15 protein-coding genes are annotated in these 19,548 nt (G+C 59.8%); 11 read left to right on the top strand and 4 right to left on the bottom strand.

The genetic code is table 11. The features are described 5' to 3' along the window. The first annotated feature begins 957 nt into the window (after positions 1 to 957). The 4 genes from F8N21_RS27715 to F8N21_RS27700 are packed head-to-tail and all read left to right on the top strand — an operon-like array spanning position 958 to position 6,062. Positions 958 to 1,827 carry a c-type cytochrome gene (locus F8N21_RS27715; RefSeq protein ID WP_150645167.1) on the top strand — a complete coding sequence of 290 codons (870 nt, stop codon included), beginning with the start codon at positions 958 to 960 and terminating at the stop codon, positions 1,825 to 1,827. A 15-nt stretch (positions 1,828 to 1,842) separates the two neighbouring features. After that, the gene (locus F8N21_RS27710; protein WP_150645166.1) at positions 1,843 to 3,213 is read left to right on the top strand and encodes a cbb3-type cytochrome c oxidase subunit I; all 1,371 of its coding nucleotides are present in this window, start codon (positions 1,843 to 1,845) and stop codon (positions 3,211 to 3,213) included. Between the two features lie 14 nt (positions 3,214 to 3,227). Next, positions 3,228 to 4,043 (top strand): CbbQ/NirQ/NorQ/GpvN family protein, encoded by an 816-nt coding sequence (locus F8N21_RS27705; protein WP_150645165.1) that lies wholly within the window; start codon positions 3,228 to 3,230, stop codon positions 4,041 to 4,043. Next, positions 4,044 to 6,062, top strand: coding sequence for a nitric oxide reductase activation protein NorD (locus F8N21_RS27700; RefSeq protein WP_150645164.1), 2,019 nt, complete (start codon positions 4,044 to 4,046; stop codon positions 6,060 to 6,062). A gap of 410 nt (positions 6,063 to 6,472) precedes the next feature. On the opposite strand, the gene phaP is transcribed toward F8N21_RS27700, so the two are convergent. Further along, positions 6,473 to 7,063: a TIGR01841 family phasin gene (gene phaP, locus F8N21_RS27695; protein ID WP_150645163.1), complete on the bottom strand. Its 591-nt coding sequence runs from the start codon at positions 7,061 to 7,063 to the stop codon at positions 6,473 to 6,475. A gap of 252 nt (positions 7,064 to 7,315) precedes the next feature. Here phaP and F8N21_RS27690 point away from each other — a divergent pair, with 252 nt between their 5' ends. Continuing rightward, a complete protein-coding gene (locus tag F8N21_RS27690; RefSeq protein ID WP_224788302.1) occupies positions 7,316 to 10,321 on the top strand; it encodes a DUF3141 domain-containing protein in 3,006 nt (1,001 codons plus the stop codon). 23 nt (positions 10,322 to 10,344) lie between these two features. Here the strand turns inward: F8N21_RS27690 and F8N21_RS27685 are convergent, their stop codons facing one another. Then, complete coding sequence (locus F8N21_RS27685; protein ID WP_150645162.1) at positions 10,345 to 11,385, bottom strand: AraC family transcriptional regulator; 1,041 nt, start codon at positions 11,383 to 11,385, stop codon at positions 10,345 to 10,347. A 279-nt stretch (positions 11,386 to 11,664) separates the two neighbouring features. On the opposite strand from F8N21_RS27685, the gene phbB reads away from it, so the two are divergent. The 3 genes from phbB (at position 11,665) to phaC (ending at position 15,530) form a co-directional block, all read left to right on the top strand. Then, a complete protein-coding gene (phbB, locus tag F8N21_RS27680; protein ID WP_150645161.1) occupies positions 11,665 to 12,411 on the top strand; it encodes an acetoacetyl-CoA reductase in 747 nt (248 codons plus the stop codon). A 73-nt stretch (positions 12,412 to 12,484) separates the two neighbouring features. Further along, the gene (locus tag F8N21_RS27675) at positions 12,485 to 13,663 is read left to right on the top strand and encodes an acetyl-CoA C-acetyltransferase (RefSeq protein WP_150645160.1); all 1,179 of its coding nucleotides are present in this window, start codon (positions 12,485 to 12,487) and stop codon (positions 13,661 to 13,663) included. A 157-nt stretch (positions 13,664 to 13,820) separates the two neighbouring features. Then, a complete protein-coding gene (gene phaC, locus F8N21_RS27670) occupies positions 13,821 to 15,530 on the top strand; it encodes a class I poly(R)-hydroxyalkanoic acid synthase (RefSeq protein WP_150645159.1) in 1,710 nt (569 codons plus the stop codon). Between the two features lie 320 nt (positions 15,531 to 15,850). On the opposite strand, the gene F8N21_RS27665 is transcribed toward phaC, so the two are convergent. Then, entirely contained in the window at positions 15,851 to 16,285 is a 435-nt protein-coding gene (locus F8N21_RS27665; protein ID WP_150645158.1) for a DUF1810 domain-containing protein, read from the bottom strand. A gap of 23 nt (positions 16,286 to 16,308) precedes the next feature. Continuing rightward, positions 16,309 to 17,130: an aldo/keto reductase gene (locus F8N21_RS27660; protein WP_150645157.1), complete on the bottom strand. Its 822-nt coding sequence runs from the start codon at positions 17,128 to 17,130 to the stop codon at positions 16,309 to 16,311. Positions 17,131 to 17,317: 187 nt separating this feature from the next. Between F8N21_RS27660 and F8N21_RS27655 the strand changes: the two genes are divergently transcribed. The 3 genes from F8N21_RS27655 (at position 17,318) to F8N21_RS27645 (ending at position 19,334) form a co-directional block, all read left to right on the top strand. Continuing rightward, positions 17,318 to 17,731: a DoxX family protein gene (locus tag F8N21_RS27655; RefSeq protein ID WP_150645156.1), complete on the top strand. Its 414-nt coding sequence runs from the start codon at positions 17,318 to 17,320 to the stop codon at positions 17,729 to 17,731. Positions 17,732 to 18,151: 420 nt separating this feature from the next. Beyond that, the gene (locus tag F8N21_RS27650) at positions 18,152 to 18,667 is read left to right on the top strand and encodes a DoxX family protein (RefSeq protein ID WP_150645155.1); all 516 of its coding nucleotides are present in this window, start codon (positions 18,152 to 18,154) and stop codon (positions 18,665 to 18,667) included. A 46-nt stretch (positions 18,668 to 18,713) separates the two neighbouring features. After that, on the top strand, positions 18,714 to 19,334 hold the full coding sequence (locus F8N21_RS27645; RefSeq protein ID WP_150645154.1) for a glutathione S-transferase family protein: 621 nt from the start codon (positions 18,714 to 18,716) through the stop codon (positions 19,332 to 19,334). The last annotated feature ends 214 nt before the right edge of the window (positions 19,335 to 19,548 follow it).

The raw sequence follows: 19,548 nt of genomic DNA, 5'->3' as shown, positions 1-19,548 counted from the left end.
TGTCGGAACGCCGCACCGCCCCGCTCGGCTGCGCAGCAGTCGTAAAACCGGCGGATGCGTACTACCTGGAAAACCGCGATTGCCGGTTTTAGGGCCGCTTCGCGACCCAGCGGGGGCAAGCCCCCTCGCCACAGGTAGGGTGTTCGACCAGCGAGATATGTAGATACCTATGCCCAGGGGGGCGAGGGAGCAGAATGTGGGTTTCTGAAGATCTGCTGCGACCTGAACGTCATTCGTTGAATCCAAAATCGACTCGGTTTCACAGGTCGCAGCAACTCGACAGACACTCGAGATCAGCTCCCTCGCCCCCTGGGGAGGGTTGGGGTGAGGGGTGGTTTTTGAGCCTGGTGAACAATCAGAAGCGCTCCTCACAAAAAATGCCCTTAACTGACTGGCATTAGTGCGGCCGGCTTTTTTTATTATTCTTTTTTATTCATCCCGATAATTCCCTCTTCCACGATTATTTCAATTTCACCTGTTAAATAGACAATACAACAGGTTCAACTTCGTCCAATTCCTTGACAGTCGTGCAAAGCCTACTACTCTCAGGTGCATTCAACCTGACCAACTTAACCATGTTACTAAAACATGCGGAGTCGGCTGCGGCTGTTAATATTCAAACGCCTATTTGCAGATCAGTCGAAGCAAGGACCGCTGGCGGCTGGCAGCCACCGGGGCCAGACACCCCGTACCAGCTGGCGGCAAGCGTACCGCATGAACTGCGCGCCGTGGCGGACCCGCCTGTAATGCTCAGGCTCTTTCGAGCGCATTGACCCAGCGTCCAGAGCGATTTGCCAGGAACTTTCCAACTGCACTTTCACCCCCGGGAGGCAGCCGTGCAAAAGGTCTTGAAGATAACCAGCTACGCAATTCTCGCGCTGATGGTCGGCGCGGTCGTTTATGCCGGAGTTATCGGCATTACCTATTGGACCGGCATCGGCGTATAGAGAGTTCGCAATGAACAAACGTCAAACACGCGCGTTCGCCCTGATATCGACGGCCATCGCTACGGTAGTGTTTCTGGGCATGACGGTCGACAGTCACCGGCAGTTTCCCACCCTGACCAATGCCGACCAGATCACCCCGCAAGTCACCCGCGGCAAGGATGTCTGGCACGATTACAATTGCATCAACTGCCACACTTTGTTCGGTGAAGGCGCCTATTACGCCCCGGACCTGACGAAGATCTCCCAGCAACGCGGCACCCCCTACCTCACCGCCTTCCTCAAGGACCCTTCGAAGTTCTACGACGAGCAGCGCCATCGCCGACTGATGCCGAACCTGAATATGGCCGACGGTGAAATCGCCGACTTGATCGCCTTCCTCGACTGGGTGAGCAAGGTCGACAATCAGGGCTGGCCACCGCGACCGATTCTGGTCACCGGCGCGTCGATCCCGGGCATGGACCTCACCGTGGCCCAGCAAAACGTTTCCGAGGCCAAAGAGCCTGTCGGCCAACTGCCACCGGCTGCCCGCCCGGTTTCCGGCAAGGAAGACCCGATCGCCCTGGGCGAGGCGCTGTTTCGCACGGCCTCCCCGGTGTGCAGCGCTTGCCACTCCATTGCGCCGGGCGTCAACCTGGCCGGGCCGACCCTAGCCGGACTGCCCAGCCGGGCGAAACAGGTGATCGCCTCCTCCGACTACAAGGGCAAGGCCAAGGACGTCGAAGGCTTCATTCGCGAGTCCATCGTCTCGCCGAGCGCCTACCTGCATCCGGGCGCGATGTTTTCCGCCAACGGCATGTCCTTCATGCCGGACACCTTCGGCAAATCGCTGACGCCCGAACAGATCGATCAACTGGTCGCCTATCTGGCTTCCTTCCAGTAACTGCAGGGGATGACCATGCGCTACAGATCTCAATCCGTCGCCTACTGGTATTTCGCCGTTGCCATGGTGCTGTTCGGCCTGCAACTGGTGTTCGGCCTGCTCTCGGCAGCGAAGTACCTGGGGCCGGACCCACTGTTGAACTGGTTGCCATTCGATGTGACCAAGGCGATCCACACCAACCTGTTGATCGTCTGGGTGCTGACCGGATTCATGGGCGCCACCTATTGGATGGTGCCGGATGAATCCCGCGGCGAGTTGCACAGTACCAGGCTGGCCTATATCCAGCTCGGGTTGTGGACGGCCATGGGCGTCACCGCAGTCCTTGGCTACCTGTTCGGTTATGGCACCGGTAACAAGTTGCTCGAACAGCCGCTGCCCCACAAGATCGTGATCGTGATCTGCATGCTGATGTTCCTCTACAACATCGGCATGACAATCAAGAAAGCCGGGCGCTTCACCGCCACCGAAGGAGTGCTGCTGCTGGGCCTGGCCAGCGCCGCCGTGCTTTATCTGCCGGCGTTGCTGCATTACGAGAACTACATCGTGTCGATCTACTACCGCTGGTGGACGATCCATCTGTGGGTCGAAGGCGTCTGGGAGATGATCCAGGGCGGCTTTCTCGCCTATCTGCTGATCAGGTTGTCCGGCGCTGACCGCGAGGTCATGGAGAAGTGGCTGTACGTGATTGTCGGCCTGGTGTTCATCGCCGGCATCCTTGGCACGGCGCACCATTATTACTGGATCGGGGTACCGCATTACTGGCTGCCGCTTGGCGGCTTCTTCAGCGCGCTGGAACCGGCGGCGCTGATCGGCATGGCAGTTTTTGCCTACAACGCGATGCGCCGCTCCGGCCTCTCTCACCCCAACAAACTGGCATTGCACTGGACCATCGGCAGCGCGGTGTTCACCATGTTCGGCGCCGGTCTGCTGGGTCTGGCCCACACTTTCCCCGACGTCAACAAGTGGACCCACGGCACCCTGATCACCGCCATGCACGGCCACGCGGCCTTCTATGGAGCCTATGCCATGATCATCCTGGCGATGATCACTTATGCTCTGCCGAGCATGACTCGTCGTCCCGTGGAAGACAGCGCCATCGGTTACTGGGCGTTCTGGCTGCAACTGGGCGGGATGTTCGGCATGACCCTGTCATTCGCCACCGCGGGCATTGGCCAGGTCTATCTCGAGCGCGTCCTCGGCATGGGGTATCTGGACGTGCAATTGAAGATCCAGGTGCACTTCCTGATGCTGGTGGCCACTGCGTCGATGTTCTCTCTGGGTGTCGGGTTGTTTATCTTCGATTTCTTCCGGCATGCGCCGGATTTCAGTATCGCTGAAGCCGATCCGGCGGCGATCACACCTCAAGCGTCAAGCGCCGGGTTGTGATGGAACCTTCGTTGATGCAGCAGCCCCTGGCTGGCACTGAACCCGCACTGCGGGAAGCGGAGCCGTATTACCAGTCCTCGGGCGACGAGGTGGCGATCTTCGAACAATGCCATGCCCGGCAATTGGCGATCATGCTCAAAGGGCCGACCGGCTGTGGCAAGACCCGCTTCGTCGAACACATGGCCTGGCGCCTCAAGCGTCCGCTGATCACTATCTCCTGTCACGATGACCTGAGTGCCAGCGACCTGGTCGGGCGTTTCCTGATCGGTCATGAAGGCACCCATTGGACGGAGGGTCCCCTGACCCGCGCGGTGCGCGAAGGCGCTATCTGTTATCTGGACGAGGTGGTCGAAGCCCGGCAGGACACCATTGTCGTGCTGCACCCACTCACCGACCACCGACGTATCCTGCCCCTGGACAAGATTGGCCAGATCCTCGACGCCTCGCCGCACTTCCAGCTGGTGGTGTCCTACAACCCCGGCTACCAACGCATCCTCAAGGACTTGAAGCCGAGCACCCGGCAGCGCTTCGTGGCCCTGGATTTCGACTTCCCGCCGGCCGATCGCGAGATCGCCATCGTCATCCATGAAGGCGCAACCGACTACGCCACCGCCCACGCCCTGGTGACGCTCGCTCATCGCTTGCGCGCCCTGCAGGACCGCGGGCTGGCGGAGGTGCCGAGCACTCGCCTGTTGATCGCCACTGCTCGCCTGATCACCAGCGGCATTGCCGCCCCCGCTGCCTGTCGGGCCGCGCTGATCTCGCCGCTGTCCGATGACGCGGTGCTGGTTGCCGCCATGCGCGACCTCGTCGATCTGACGTTTATCTAGATGGCCGAAGCCGAGGACGTGATCACCGATGTCGCGCGGCATGCCACGGTGTATGTCCAGGCGTTGTGGCGCCGGCACCGGGGTCCCGCGGACCCGGCGAAAACAGTCACCCTGAGGGACGTCGCGCCACGCCTCGACCTGCTGATCAAGGCGCTGTTCGGCAGCCATTATTCGCTGCGCATCGCACAACCGCCGTCACCGCCCACCTTGCTGAAAAAACTCTTTGTGCCCGAGGAAAAACCTGGCCGGCACAACGCTGTCCCGGCTACCGATGGCGTGCATATCTGGTTGCCGGAGCAGCTGGGCGACGATGGGTCAATCGCCCTGGAGCGCTACCGGACCCTCGCCTTGCAACAGGCGATGCGCGCCCGGCGCGGCAGTGCCGCGGCGATGTCCGTCATCGACAACCCGTTGCAGCGCAGTCTCTATCTGCTCCTCGAAGCCTGGGCTGCCGACACTGATCTGGTCCGCCAGTTGCCGGGGCTGGCGGCGTCGATCCATGGGTTGCGCCAGCATGCCTTGGCCACCCGCCCGCCCCTCGACGTGTTCCCCAGCCAGCGCCGGCCCCTGGAAAGTTTCCTGCGTGGGCTGCTGCGCAGCGAATGCGATCAGGCACTGGAAGGTTTGCCGATACCTGCGACAACGGCCGACTCGCTGCGCCAGTCCGCCACCCTGGCGGCACAGCTGTTGCCGCTCGACGAACCACAACGCCGCGGCGCCCATCGGTTGTTGCTCGATGCCTGGACCGGCGATCTGCGCTCACCCGCAACGCGTCCGGAGCTGCCGGGCTTGCCGGGCGAAATCGACAGCACCGATACCCTGCCGCGCAGCGCCCGCCTCCCGCGCCGGCCTAATGTGCGCGAGGCCAGTGCAGACGAAGACGAAGATCAGCAGCCCGGTCTGTGGATGGTGCAACCGGCCCAGCCGCTGGAACAGGCTGAAGACCCCATGGGCATGCAGCGCCCTGCAGACCGGGACGCGGAAATTCCCGCGGCTGATTTCGCCGACTCACTGTCGGAGTTGAACGAAGCCCGACTGGTGGTCACCCCAGGTCATCCAAAGGAAGTGCTGCTCTGCGACGACCCACCGCCAACCCGCGTTCGAGGTGGCGCGCAGCCCCCGGCAAACGGTCCGATCAATTACCCCGAATGGGATTACCGCAGCCAGGCCTACCGCGATCCCGGCGCAACCCTGCAGCTGTGTCCCGCCCAACAAGGCCCGCTGCAATGGGTCGAGCAAACCCTGGAAACTCACCGTTCGATGCTCGATGCCATCCGCCAGCAATTCGAAAGGTTGCGCGCCCGCCGCGTCAGGCTGCGCAAACAATTGGATGGCGACGATATCGATCTGCAAGCCTATATCGACGGCTGTGCGCAAGCCCGTGCCGGCCTGGACATGCCCCAGGCGCTGTATCAGACCCAGCGCCGGACCCGGCGCGACATGGCGATCATGCTGCTGATCGATGTCAGCGGCTCCACCGACGGCTGGATCTCTCACAATCGGCGAATCATCGACGTCGAACGCGAAGCATTGCTGCTGGTCTGTCTGGCGCTGGAGAGCATGGGCGAACCTTATAGCGTGCTGGCGTTCTCCGGCGAAGGGTCGCAGAGGGTTACGATACGGACGCTCAAGGCATTCGATGAGTGCTACAGCAACGAGGTCGGGCGGCGCATTGCCGCACTCGAACCGGAACGCTACACCCGGGCGGGTGCCGCCATCCGTCACGCCAGTACCTTGCTGATGCGCGAAGCCGCCAGCCACCGCCTGCTATTGCTGATCTCCGACGGCAAGCCGAACGATGTTGATCAGTACGAGGGTCGCTATGGCGTGGAAGACATGCGCCAGGCCGTGACCGAAGCCAAACTGCAAGGCATCTACCCTTTCTGTTTGACCATCGACTGCCAGGCGGCGAACTACCTGCCCGCGGTATTCGGCGCGCGGCAATATGCCTTGCTGCCCAGACCGGAGCTGTTGCCCGGCGTGCTACTGGAGTGGATCAAGCGACTGGTATCGGCCTGATACTTGGGGCGAGTGTCAATGCCAGTCAGTTAAGCGATATCTTTTGCGAGGAGTGCTTCAGATTGTTCGCCAGGCTCAAGAACCACTCCTCACCTCCCCAGGGGCATGGGTATCTACACATTTTTTGATGCTTGGCAGGGCGTAGGACGTAGGGCGTAGGGCATAGGGCATAGGGCGTAGCAGCTGTCGAGTAGAACGAGGCAGCGTCCGGCTGCGAAGCAGCCGTAAAACCCTGCACCTCAGTGTTGCAGATAAACCGCGAGCACAGCTTTTACGAGGACTCCGTCCTCGGACGCTGCCTCGTTCTACTCGACAGCTGCTACGGGGGGGGCGAGTGTAATCCGCCAGGCAAAAAAAACCGCAGGCGATGGAGTCTCCATCGCCTGCGGCTGGGTCATGCTTGACGCGTGTTACTTGGTGCCGCTTGCTGCTTTGTTGGTTGCTTCTGTAGCGGCTTTGCCAGCTGCTGCGGTCGCTTCAGTAGCGGTTTTGCCCGCTGCGTCGAAGCTGGTCTGAGCTACGTCAGCAGCCTGTTTTACAGCTTTCTGTGCGCTTTCAAAGACGGTACCGGCATTGGCCAGCGACGACTTGAATGCAGCCACAACTGGCTCGGAACCGGCTGGTGCATTCTTGCTGATCGTTTCAACGAACTCTTGCACCTGCTTGGTGCCCTCAGCAACCTGAGTTTCGGTCAGTTTGGCGATTTCGGACTGGGTGCCGACGATCAGCGCTTGTACCTGACGGTTGAATTCGGCCAGGCGTTCGGCTTGTACATTAGGCTGGGTGAAAGAAGCCTGCAGCTCTGCGAAACCTTGTGCATCTTTTACTGCCAGCAGCTTGCGGACACCGTCGAAGTTTTCTTCAGTGGCGGTGCGCAATGCCTGGAACTGCAACTGGCTCAGCTGTTCAACGCTGGCGAAGACTTTGCCGCTGATTTGCTGCAGCAGGTCGAGGTTGGCTTTCTGAACGCTTTGCAGTTTTTCCGAATTAAAAAAAGTCATGGCTGAAACTCCTGATTCTGAAAGGCCGACGTGGGCCTGAAGGCGCGATAGCGATCCTGCTGGTCATCGCGTTAGCCTTGATATTGCAGCGCACAAAATCATTTGGCAATCTTTTTTTTGTGCACTGCAAAATAATCTTTGCTCCTCCCCCCTCTATTAGCTATAAACTCCTACACATCGAACGGTCAGCCGCGCGTCCTTTGTAAAGAGCGCAGGCGGGTCGCTTCCCATGTATGGAGTCAGGAGAGCACTATGGGCCAGCAAGATATTGTTGCATCGCACGATGAAGGGCATTCCTCACAGCTCGGGCTGTTTCAACACCTGAGCCATCTGCAGCGCCTCAATACCCAGAACGTCCTTGACGCCGTGCAGCAGCGCCAGGCAAAAACCTTCGCGCCTTTAAGCCAGGGTCAACTCAGACAACCCACGCCTGAGGACTGGCAGGAATACTTCACCGACCTCAGCCAACGCAGCCTGCTGTTCTGGGACACCTTGCGCCAGCGCGGCGATAATACCCTGGCCCACGAACGCGCCGGGTACCCGCTGCTGCTCAAGTTCGCTCATGAAACGCTGATCGCCGGCACCGACCTGCCGCGCCCGGTCAATTACTCGCTGTTGCGAATCCTTCCCGGGCCAGATCAAAAGATCGGCCGCAATGGCCCGCCAGTGATCATCATTGATCCACGGGGCGGCCACGGCTCGGGCATCGGCGGCTTCAAACAGGATTCGGTGATCGGCGAAAGCCTCAGAGCCGGCCACCCGACCTATTTCATCTCTTTCAGTCATGCACCTGCCCCCGGACAAACCCTGGCGGATATCAGCGCAGCCCAGGCCCGCTTCATCGAACTGGTCAGCGCCCGGCATCCCGACAGCGGCAAGCCTGTGATCATCGGCAACTGCCAGGCCGGCTGGGCGCTGATGGGATTGGCGGCCACACATCCGGAACTGCCGGGCCTGATCATCGTCAATGGCGCACCTTTATCCTACTGGGCCGGGGTCAACGGACGCAATCCGATGCGTTACTCCGGCGGACTGCTGGGTGGCGGCTGGATGACTCGCCTGGGCAGCGACCTGGGCAACGATCGTTTCGACGGTACCTGGCTGGTCAGCAACTTCGAGAAGCTGGACCCGGCCAACACCTATTGGGGCAAGTACTACGAGCTGTTCACCCAGGTCGACAGCGAGGCCGCGCGCTTCCTTGACTTCGAGCGCTGGTGGGGCAGCCCGACCCTGCTCAATGGCGAAGAAATCGAAATGATCGTCGACGACCTGTTCATCGGCAATCAGCTGTCCGGCGGCCTGGGTCGCAAGAGCAGCGGGCTTGACCTGAAACGGATCAAAGTACCGGTGGTGGTGTTCTGCTCCTATGGGGACAACATCACTCCTCCGCAGCAGGCGCTGAACTGGATCACTGATGTTTATCCAAGCGATCTCGCCTTGCACGACGCCGGCCGCACTATCGTCTATCTGCGGCACGCCAGCATCGGCCACCTGGGGATCTTCGTTTCCGGCAAGGTTGCCCGGCGCGAACACCGTGAATTGCTCGGCGCGGTCGAGGCGATCAATGCCTTGCCGGCCGGGCTGTATGAATTGCTGATCGACGATTTGCCTGCCCCGTCAGGCAGCGCAGCAGATGCGAAATATCGCGTGCGTTTCGAATCGCGGAAAATCGCCGATATCCATGCTGACAGCGAGCCAGCGCGAGATGACGATCGCGAGTTCGCGATGGTAGCGCGCGCCTCGGAAATCAACAGCACGATTTACGACACCTTTGTTCGTCCGTGGCTACGCCAGCTGATCAACGAGCCGGTTGCCGAACTGCTGCGCAGGGCCCATCCCTTCCATCAGCAGCAGGTGCTGTGGAGCAGTATGAATCCGGCACTCTGGTGGCTGCCAGGAAGCGCCGACAAGGTGCGCAGCGAGCGTCGCCCCGCACGCCAGGACAACCCGTTGCTGGCCTGGCAGGCACTGTTTTCCAATCAGATACAGGACACCCTGAACGCTTTTCGCGATGTGCGTGACGCCACTCAGGAGCTGTGTTTCTACGGCATTTATGGCGCATTGAGCAATCTTGGCGGCAACCCGCCCGCTCGAAATGTCCAGAAACACGCCGACCTGCAGGACCAGGCCTTGATCGAACGCCTGCAAACGGCGCTGCCCGAAGGCGGCCCATTGCAAGCCCTGGTGCGGATCCTGTTTTTGCTCAGCCGCAAGAGCGACCAGGCGGGCAAGGAGAGTATCGAGAAACTGATCCAGCAAGTGCATGTGCTGGTCCAGGATAACAGCGCCGAGCCCGCTGTCCTTCGCGAAGCCATACGCCTGCAGAACCTGCTGGTGTTTACCCACCCGCTGGAAAGCTTGCGCACCTTGCCCTTGCTGCTTCCGGACGCAGAGGCACGCCAGCAGGTGCTCTCAGCCGTCGGGCTATTGATGCCTGACCTGTTGACCACTGGCGCTGAAGGCGAAATCTGGCGCGAGCTGCACGCGCTGCTCGAAGTCCCCCTGCCAGGTTTGCGCCTGAACCAAGCGCCCAGCGAAGCCGATGCCCAGCAGACGCAGACACCGCCCAAGCCAGCGCCGATTGTGGCAGCGCCGCCAGCACAGGTCGCTGCGCCAAAGGTCAAACAAACAGCGCCTGTTGCGCCGACCGTAGAGCCTGTCAAAGCCAAAACCAGCAAACCGAAAGTTCAGCGGGCCAAGACCAGCGTTCCACCCTCGGCCAAAGCCCTGCCTGACGTGACATCGCCGGTCGCTGCAACGCCACCAGCAGCAGCGGTGCCTGCCCCGGAGAAAAACCCTCCGGCCAAGACATCGCCGATCGCTGCAACGCCACCAGCAGTAGCGGTGCCTGCCCCGGAGAAAAACCCTCCGGCCAAGACATCGCCGATCGCTGTAACGCCACCAGCAGCAGCGGTGCCTGCCCCGGAGAAAAACCCTCCGGCCAAGACATCGCCGATCGCTGTAACGCCACCAGCAGTAGCGGTGCCTGCCCCGGAGAAAAACCCTCCGGCCAAGACATCGCCGATCGCTGCAACGCCACCAGCAGTAGCGGTGCCTGCCCCGGCCAAGACATTGCCGGTCGCTGAAACGTCACTGCCAGAAGCGGTGCGTGCCCCGGCGAAAAACCCTCCGGCCGCGACATCGCCGGTCGCTGCAACGCCACCAGCAGTACCGGTGACTAGCCCCGCCACCCCGGTTACAACGCCTGCACCCAACAAGGGCAAGGGTAAAAAATCTGGCAAAAGGACCAAGCCATAATGATCCCCTGCGCCGGTGCCGGGTCAGACCGGCGCAGCTTCCTGGAGCACCAGCGACAACTCGTCGGCTCGGTACTGACCGGGTGTCATGCCGAACCAGCGGGTGCAGGCCTTATGGAAACTGCTGTGGTCGTGGAACCCGAGCAGGTAAGTCACATGCTTCATATTGAAACGGGAATGCCGCAGGTAGAAGTCGGCCAACTGCCGACGCACATCGTTGAGAACATCCTTGAACTGGGTGCCGTCCTTCTCGAGTGCCCGCTGCAGCGTTCGCTTGCTGATGTTCAGCGCGGCCGCAATCGACTCCATATCACACTGGCCTTGCCCCTGACTCAGACGCTCGGTGATCAGCGCGCGAATCCTGCACACAATGGTGAAGCCGTACAACAGTTCCAGCTGAGCTTCGGCAAAGCTGTCATGGAGCGTGGCCAACTTCTCGTTGGCCATGCTCAACGGACGCAGCAGTTCCTGGCCATCGAACAGGATGCTGTCGTAGGCCGCCCCGAAACGCAGCTCGCAGCCAAACAGTCGTTTATGCTCCGAGATGTCTTCAGGTTCGGGATAGGCGAACTCCACACTCAGCGGTTGCGGCGATTTGCCTCCGGTCAGCCAGCGGCAGAATCCCAGCAGCGAACCAAGGCTGGCATCGGTGTACTGCCGGGGCTTGATCGAACCACGCTGCTGATGATCGAGCGCGGCCAGGCGGAAATGCTGCTGCTCCTGGACAAAAAACAGACTGAATCCTGTGCCGATCAACGGGCTGAAACGAACCAGGCGCTCGAGGGCCTTTTTCAGGTTCAAGCTGGACATCATGGTGTAGCCGACGATCTGGAAGATGCCGGGATGGAAATTGTCGTAGGCCTTCAAACCAATATCCGGATCACCGGAGGCCTTGACCGCCAGATCCCACAGACGGTAGATAGCGCTTCGCTCGCAGAAGGATCCCGGGGTATCAGCGAGTCTTATATCAAATCCAGCTTCCTGGCACAGACTGGCGACATCCAGTCCTTGCGCCGAAAGCGTATTCGCCAGCACGCTGGCATAGCCTGAACTCATTCTATACATAGCGTCCTCAATGACCTGTGGAACCGAACATCCTGTGCGGAGCCATTACTGACCTGTGCTGAGGGAATATAAACCATGTTGAACGTATATGAACCATTCGTTCCGTTTCAAGTCCTGAGGTCAGTATAGGGACTGTTCATTTCATTTTGGTTCCCCCGAGCAAAATCTCTGCATGGCACCGTTGGACACTAATCAGTCACCTACAAACACTTCCCTCACTCCCCGCCAATACCGAACAATCCCCTCACATCCTGCAACGCAAAAATAAAAGGAACGCGTATGAAGTCGGTTGGTCGTATTGCATTGGTAACGGGTGGTATGGGTGGCATTGGCACAGCAATCAGCCAACGCCTGTTCAAGGAAGGCTTCAAAGTAATTGTCGGCTGCAGTGCAAATTCGAGCCGCAAAGATGCCTGGATGGCAACTCAACTGGCAGCTGGCTATCAATTCGAATGCGTCGAAACCGACATCACCGACTGGGAATCGACCCGCAAGGCCTTTGAGCTGGTACGGGAACACCACGGGGCGATCGACGTACTGGTCAACAATGCTGGCATCACGCGTGACGCGTCTTTCCGCAAGCTCACCCCGGAAGACTGGAACACGGTGATCGGGACCAACCTGAACAGCCTGTTCAACACCTCCAAGCAAGTCATTGAAGGCATGCTGTCCAAGGGCTGGGGCCGGATCATCAACATCTCGTCGATCAACGGCCAGCGTGGCCAGTTCGGTCAGACCAACTACTCGGCAGCCAAGGCCGGCATCCATGGTTTCACCATGGCACTGGCCCGGGAAGTTTCCGGCAAGGGCGTGACCGTCAACACCGTCTCCCCTGGCTACATCCAGACCGACATGACTGCGGCTATCCGCAAGGACATTCTGGACGGCATGATTGCCGGCATTCCGGTCGGCCGCCTTGGCCAGCCTGAAGAAATCGCTTCGATCGTGGCCTGGCTGGCCAGCGATGAATCCGCGTACAGCACCGGTGCCGACTTCTCGGTAAACGGCGGCATGAACATGCAGTAACCCCACCAGGGCAGGGATGCCCTGGGTCCTGTTCGACGAATTTTGTCTTTTCAATGAGTCAATGAGGTCACGCATGAACGAAGTCGTAATCCTTGCCGCTACTCGTACCGCCATCGGCAGTTTTCAAGGCGCTTTGGCCGCGATTCCCGCGACCGAACTGGGTGCTGCAGTGATTCGCCGTTTGCTGGAGCAGACGGGTATCGACGCTGCGCAAATTGATGAAGTGATCCTCGGCCAGGTACTGACTGCCGGCGCCGGGCAAAATCCGGCACGCCAGACCGCGATCAAGGCCGGTTTGCCACATACCACCCCAGCCCTGACCCTGAACAAGGTCTGCGGCTCCGGTCTCAAGGCGGTCCAGCTCGCAGTCCAGGCGATCCGTTGCGGCGACGCCGAGTTGATCATCGCTGGCGGCCAGGAAAACATGAGCCTGGCTCCCTATGTTCTGCCCAAGGCCCGCACCGGTCTGCGCATGGGCCATGCGCAACTGCAGGACACCATGATCCAGGATGGCCTGTGGGATGCTTTCAACGATTACCACATGGGCATCACCGCCGAGAATCTGGCGCAGAAGTACGAGATCACTCGTGAAGCACAAGATGCCTTCGCTGCCGCCTCGCAACAGAAAGCTGCCGCGGCCATCGAGGGCGGGCGTTTCCAGAGCGAGATCACCCCGATCCTGATTCCTCAGCGCAAAGGCGATCCGCTGGTTTTTGACACCGACGAACAGCCGCGTGTCGATAGCACCGCCGATGCCTTGGCGAAACTCAAGCCGGCATTCAAGAAAGACGGCAGCGTCACCGCCGGCAACTCTTCGACGCTCAACGATGGTGCAGCCGTGTTGCTGCTGGCCAGCGCCGCTAAAGCACAAGAGCTGGGCCTTCCGGTATTGGCACGAATCAAAGCCTATGCCAGCGCCGGTGTTGACCCGTCGATCATGGGCATTGGCCCGGTCCCGGCTACCCGCCTGACCTTGCAAAAGGCCGGCTGGAGCATCGACGACCTGGACCTGATCGAAGCCAACGAAGCCTTCGCCGCCCAGTCGCTGGCGGTGGGTAAAGAGATGGGTTGGGACACCAACAAAGTCAACGTCAACGGCGGCGCGATCGCCATGGGCCATCCGATCGGCGCGTCAGGGGCACGGATCCTCGTGTCGCTGGTACACGAACTGATTCGCCGCGACGGCAAGAAGGGTTTGGCTACACTGTGTATCGGTGGCGGACAAGGCGTCGGCCTGGCTATCGAACGCTAGTCTGCACTCCTTCATCAGCCAACTGCGCGGGGCCGGGTATCCTGGCCCTGCGCATTCGGCTGGCAGTACTGCCCTCCTTACCTACTGTCGCTGTGCCGAAGCCCGGCACAGCGCGGCTTATATTCTGCCCGGCTCATCTGCGTGGGCAAGGACGTTTATGGATAACAACGCGCAAACCTTCAACACCTATTGGTCGGGCCAGGTTCCCTTCATCGCCTCTTTTGCGGTGCAACAATTGCGTCTGTGGGTCAGCACCAATCCCTGGTTTTCCGGGCATGATCACAGCGCCTGGTTCGATTTGCCCGGGGAAAGCCTGGATACTCTCCAGGCCGACTACCAGTCCCAGTGGAGCCAACTCGGCCAACAGCTGCTGACCGGCCAGCCCTTCAGTTTCAATGATCGACGTTTTTCCAGCGGCAACTGGAGCGAACCATTTTTCGGTTCCCTCGCCGCCTTTTACCTGCTCAACTCCAGTTTTATGCTGAAACTGCTCGAGAAGCTGCAGATCAATGATCACAAGCCGCGCCAGCGCCTGCGCTATCTGGTCGAGCAAGCCATCGCCGCCAGTGCGCCGAGCAATTTCCTGACCAGCAATCCCGATGCGCTCCAGCGAGTGGTCGAAACCCAGGGTACCAGCCTGCTCACTGGTCTGTTGCACATGGCCAGCGACATGAAAGAAGGCAAGATGCGCCAGTGCGATAGCGGCGCGTTCAAGGTTGGCGTCGATCTGGCCAACACCCCTGGCGAAGTGGTCTTCGAGAATGAACTGTTCCAGCTCATTCAGTACTACCCGCAAAGCGAAACCCAATACCTGCGCCCGGTATTCGTGGTACCGCCGTCGATCAACAAGTTCTACATCCTTGACCTGCGCCCGGACAACTCGATGGTCCGCCATCTGCTGGACCAGGGACATCCGGTGTTCATGATGTCCTGGCGCAACTTTGACGAAGCGACCGCCGGCACTACCTGGGAAGACCAGATTCAGAACGGGGTGATCAAAGCCCTGCAAGTGACTCGGGAAATCAGTGGCGAACCGCGTCCCAATTGCGTGGGTTTCTGCATTGGCGGCACGCTGTTGAGCACTGCCCTGGCGGTCCTGGCGGCGCGCGGCGACAAAGAGATCGCCAGCGTGAGCCTGTTGACCACCTTCCTCGACTACGTCGATACCGGGCCTATCGACATCTTCGTCGACGAGAAAATGGTCGCCTACCGTGAGCGCACCATCGGTGGTATCGGTGGCCCCATCGGCCTGTTCAAGGGCGAGGACATGGGCAACACCTTCTCCCTGCTGCGCCCCAACGACCTGTGGTGGAACTACAACGTCGATAAATACCTCAAGGGGCAAAAGCCGATCCCGCTTGACCTGCTGTTCTGGAACAACGACAGCACCAACCTTCCAGGTCCGATGTACTGCTGGTACCTGCGCCACACCTATCTGCAGAACGACTTGAAATCAGGCGAGCTGGAGTGCGCTGGAACCAAGGTGGACCTGAGTGCAATTGACGCGCCCGCCTACTTCCTCGCCACCCATGACGATCACATCGTGCCGTGGAGAAGTGCTTTCGCCGGGACCAATCTGCTCTCCGGGAACAAGCGTTTTGTACTGGGCGCTTCCGGGCATATCGCTGGGGTGATCAATCCGCCTGCCAAAGAGAAACGTCATTACTGGACCAACAATCGGGTCACGAAAAACCCCGACACCTGGTTCAAAAATGCCGAACAGCATCCTGGTAGCTGGTGGAATGACTGGTTCGCCTGGCTGGCTGGCCACGCCGGTGAGCGGCAGCCCGCGGTCAAGCAAGTCGGCAATGACAACTACCCGCCTCTGGAACCGGCCCCAGGCCGTTATGTAATGAATAAGGCTTAGTGGCCTGTGTGGCTGGTTCTGTTAGTCAACTTCGGCGCCAGAAGCCCATATCCTGCGTTGCTGTTCCTCGCCATAGCGGGCTATGACTCGTCACAGCGCCTTGGCTATGGACTTCTGGCATCCGAATTTGAGCTAACGAACTAGCCGTACAGGCCACTAGGTTCTGGTGAACCCTGTCCGATAATCGCTTGGGGTGACACCCAGGCGATGGCCCTTGCCGACTTCGTCGGCAAGGCATCTCAAGGCTATTCAAGCCGTTCCTCAAATACCCCCGCCTCAAGTCTCTCCTGAAGCTGTCCGCACGCCAAACCATCGATCCGCTAAATCAGCGACAGCGTGCGCTGATCGGCATGACCGGCGAAATACTGGTCCAGCGCGGTACGGAAAATATTCTCGTCGGCGGCGACCAGGTCGAACAGGGTCATGCTGGAATGGAACTTCATGTGATCCGGCGTTCCGAATATCGACTGGATCGAAGACCCCTGCAGTTGCGTCACCCACCGGGTACAGCTTTCCAGGCGCGGACCCAGCAGCGGATGTTGCAGATACGCAGCGGCCTCATCCAGAGAGGCAATGGCGAAATACTTCGACATGTCGCTATGCCCCAGGCCGGCATACTGCGGGAAGACAAACCACATCCAGTGGCTGCGCTTGTGGCCGTTGCGCAGCTCGGCCTCGACCCGAGCAAAAACCGGGTCCTGCGCTTGAACGAAGCGCTGCAGAGAAAACGGGTCCGTGCTGTCGGTGCTTCTCATCTTGGCACACCTCGTCGGTGGGTTCAGACCATCGCCAATGGATGCTTGCGTTTCGGCGCGCAAAACACTCGGTCGATCGCCTGCAAGTCTTCTGCATCAAGGGTCAATCCGGCCGCCGCGGCATTCAGCCGGACATGCTCGAGCTTGACCGCTTTGGGGATGGCAATCACTCCTTGCTGGTGCAAAACCCAGGCCAGCGCCACCTGGGCCGTGGTCACACCCTGGAGATTGGCGATGTGCCGGAGCGTCGGGCTGCTCAGCAGTTCTCCCCCCTGGGCAATCGGGCAGTAGGCCATCAGCGGCAAGTTGTGCTGCTGCCACCAGGGCAGCAGGTCGAACTCGATGCCGCGCTGTTCGATGTTGTAGAGCACCTGATTGGTCGCGCAGGCCGGTGACGCCAGTTCCTGCAGGTCCGCCACGTCGAAATTGGAGACCCCCCAACGCCGGATCTTGCCCGCCTCGCGCAAGCGCTCGAAGGCCTCGACCGTTTCTTCAAGAGGATACTGGCCGCGCCAATGCAGCAGGTACAGATCGAGATGGTCAGTGCCCAGGCGTTTCAGACTGGCCTCGCACGCACGGGGGACACCTTTGCGACTGGCATTGTGCGGGTAGACCTTACTGACCAGAAACACCCGATCCCGCTGGCCACGGATCGCTTCGCCGACCACTTCCTCCGCACCGCCCTCGCCGTACATTTCTGCGGTATCGATCAGGTTCATGCCCAGCTCGATGCCCAATTGCAACGCTGCCACTTCGTGGGCGCGCTGCTGCGGATCTTCACCCATGCGCCAGGTCCCCTGGCCGATGACAGGGACCGATACTCCGGCCAGATCGAGCATTCGCATGACTACCTCCTGCAGACATTCGATGAATATCCATGTGGCAGTGGATAAGACAAGAGGTTCAATTCCAGGTTGGCTACGCACCATTCAAGAGCAGATTAACCATCAGCTGCTAGTGTTAAGCCTACGCGCAAGGCCTGCTGACCCGTCTTGCTTGCGCCTCCTCTCTAATGGCCACAGGTGGAACACCATGCGATATACCCTGTTCGAGAATCAGAGAAACGAGATCATCCTGCTCGCGCGCATTCTGTTGATGATTCTGTTCATCATGTCCGGCTGGAACAAGATGACCCACTTCGACGGCACGGTGAGCTACATGACCTCACTCGGCGCACCCTTGCCCATGGTCGCAGCTGCCATTGCAGTGATCATGGAGTTCTTTGCCGCGATCCTGATCGTCCTCGGCTTCTATACCCGCCCGCTGGCCTTTCTCTTTGCCTTGTTCGTACTCGGTACCGCGGTGATCGGGCACCACTTCTGGACGATGGCCGATCCGGAACGGGCGGCCAACACCATCCAGTACTTCAAGAACCTGAGCATCATGGGCGGCATGCTGTTGCTGGCCGTTACCGGTGCGGGCAAGTATTCGATCGATGGCCGATAGCGGCACGCTGGTCATTCGAAACAGCTCCACATCGGTGGCATTCAGTGCGCCGTCGATGGGGGCTATATGCTGAAGAAGATCACCATGGGGTTGTTCCTCTTTCCATAGAGACGCCGAGTCTGCCTCGTCGCTTACGGGAAGCGGAATCCTGCGCAAAGGCCTCATTGAAGTCTGCGATAGCCACCGGCTGTATGTATCACATTGTGTACAGCTGCCATCGCGACACATCCGCGCCGCTTTAGCTCCCTCGACAGACACACACCGGATACACCGGCAGGGTCAACTACGCCTGTCGGTTGGTACAGCCGGTCACAACGCTCAACTCAGCCGATCAACGCGCTTGAGCCACTCAACAAAAAGAGGGCGCAGTGCCTGCTGCCCCGCATTTTCCCGTGACTGATTTCAACGGAGTTCAAGCCCATGCAAACCAACCTCTCATCCGCCTTGAAGGGACTACACTTTAACCTTGATCGAGTTGGCAGCTGGGCCGCGCCGCTCAGCCTGCGGGTCTTTCTGGCCTGGGAGTTTTTCGAGTCGGGATTGGAGAAGTGGAACGGTCAAAACTGGTTCGCTGACATTCAGAGCGCGTTTCCCTTTCCCTTTAACCATGTTCCGGCCGTAGTGAATTGGGAACTGTCGCTGTGGGCAGAACTGATCTGCGCCATCGCCCTGCTGGTGGGCCTGGGAACACGTTTCTCGGCACTCGTCCTGATGGTGGTCACAGTGGTCGCGACCGCAGCGGTTCACTGGCCAGCCGATTGGTCGACCTTGAGCGAGCTGGCCCAGGGTTATTCCATCAGCAACAAAGGCCACGGCAACTTCAAACTGCCCTTGATCTATCTCGCGGCACTCCTGCCGCTGCTGCTCACCGGCGCCGGCAAGCTGAGCCTGGATGCGCTGCTGGAACGCTGCAGCTGGCGTCGGCAAATACGCTGAAGCGGCTGTATTTCGATACCGTTCCATTCATTCTGGAGTAAACGCTATGAGCCTCACTCTCTACGGATTTGATGGCAGCACCTATGTGCGCGCGGTAAAAATGCTGCTCGAAGAAAAAGGCGCCGAGTACCAGCAGTTGCAGGTGAACGTGCTCAAGGGCGAGCCGCATCAGCCCGAACATCTGGCCCGCCACCCGTTCGGCAAGGTGCCGGTGATTGAACATGACGGTTTTCGGGTAATCGAAACCGCCGCCATTACGGAGTATCTGAACGAGGTTCTGCCGGGGCCTTCACTGTTGCCCGATAATGCCAAGGATCGCGCCCGGGCCCGGATGGCCATGGGGATTTATGAGTCCTATGGGTATGGCGCGCTGGTCGCGGTTTTTGGTTATCACCTGTTTCCCAACTTCATCGGCGGGCAGGACGATAACGCCCGACGCGAAGGGATCAAGAACTCACGCCTGGTGCTGCAAGAGCTGATGAAAATCAAGGGCAGCGATCCCTTCATCGCCGGACAGGCTCAGTCCCTCGCCGACTTCTATCTGGCGCCGGCCTGCGCCTACCTGTCGTTCACCCCTGATGCGACAGAGGTATTCAGCGTGGACGGATTCAGCGCCTGGTGGGAACGGGTTCAGTCATTGCCCAGCTTCAAGGCCACGGCGCCGTAACCCGTTGCGGGTGCACTCGGTCGGCGTAGGAGCTGCCGATAGGCTGCGATCTTTTCGGCTCACACCGCCAAGATCAAAAGATCGCAGCCTGCGGCAGCTCCTACGGGGGATTGCAGGCACTCTCTACATTGTGGGTGGATTGGGTCGGCGTAGGAGCTGCCGATAGGCTGCGATCTTTTCGGCTCACACCGCCAAGATCAAAAGATCGCAGCCT

Source organism: Pseudomonas fluorescens, from assembly GCF_902497895.1.
Classification (GTDB): domain Bacteria; phylum Pseudomonadota; class Gammaproteobacteria; order Pseudomonadales; family Pseudomonadaceae; genus Aquipseudomonas; species Aquipseudomonas fluorescens_BP.
Note: the sequence above shows the minus strand (reverse complement) of the source record. Positions and strands in the feature narration are given on the sequence as shown.

Excerpts from the sequence above, each read along its gene's own strand:
- F8N21_RS27715 (WP_150645167.1), top strand. The coding sequence starts at position 958 with ATGAACAAACGTCAAACACGCGCGTTCGCCCTGATATCGACGGCCATC.
- F8N21_RS27710 (WP_150645166.1), top strand. The coding sequence starts at position 1,843 with ATGCGCTACAGATCTCAATCCGTCGCCTACTGGTATTTCGCCGTTGCC.
- F8N21_RS27705 (WP_150645165.1), top strand. The coding sequence starts at position 3,228 with ATGCAGCAGCCCCTGGCTGGCACTGAACCCGCACTGCGGGAAGCGGAG.
- F8N21_RS27700 (WP_150645164.1), top strand. The coding sequence starts at position 4,044 with ATGGCCGAAGCCGAGGACGTGATCACCGATGTCGCGCGGCATGCCACG.
- phaP (WP_150645163.1), bottom strand. The coding sequence starts at position 7,063 with ATGACTTTTTTTAATTCGGAAAAACTGCAAAGCGTTCAGAAAGCCAAC.
- F8N21_RS27690 (WP_224788302.1), top strand. The coding sequence starts at position 7,316 with ATGGGCCAGCAAGATATTGTTGCATCGCACGATGAAGGGCATTCCTCA.
- F8N21_RS27685 (WP_150645162.1), bottom strand. The coding sequence starts at position 11,385 with ATGTATAGAATGAGTTCAGGCTATGCCAGCGTGCTGGCGAATACGCTT.
- phbB (WP_150645161.1), top strand. The coding sequence starts at position 11,665 with ATGAAGTCGGTTGGTCGTATTGCATTGGTAACGGGTGGTATGGGTGGC.
- F8N21_RS27675 (WP_150645160.1), top strand. The coding sequence starts at position 12,485 with ATGAACGAAGTCGTAATCCTTGCCGCTACTCGTACCGCCATCGGCAGT.
- phaC (WP_150645159.1), top strand. The coding sequence starts at position 13,821 with ATGGATAACAACGCGCAAACCTTCAACACCTATTGGTCGGGCCAGGTT.
- F8N21_RS27665 (WP_150645158.1), bottom strand. The coding sequence starts at position 16,285 with ATGAGAAGCACCGACAGCACGGACCCGTTTTCTCTGCAGCGCTTCGTT.
- F8N21_RS27660 (WP_150645157.1), bottom strand. The coding sequence starts at position 17,130 with ATGCGAATGCTCGATCTGGCCGGAGTATCGGTCCCTGTCATCGGCCAG.
- F8N21_RS27655 (WP_150645156.1), top strand. The coding sequence starts at position 17,318 with ATGCGATATACCCTGTTCGAGAATCAGAGAAACGAGATCATCCTGCTC.
- F8N21_RS27650 (WP_150645155.1), top strand. The coding sequence starts at position 18,152 with ATGCAAACCAACCTCTCATCCGCCTTGAAGGGACTACACTTTAACCTT.
- F8N21_RS27645 (WP_150645154.1), top strand. The coding sequence starts at position 18,714 with ATGAGCCTCACTCTCTACGGATTTGATGGCAGCACCTATGTGCGCGCG.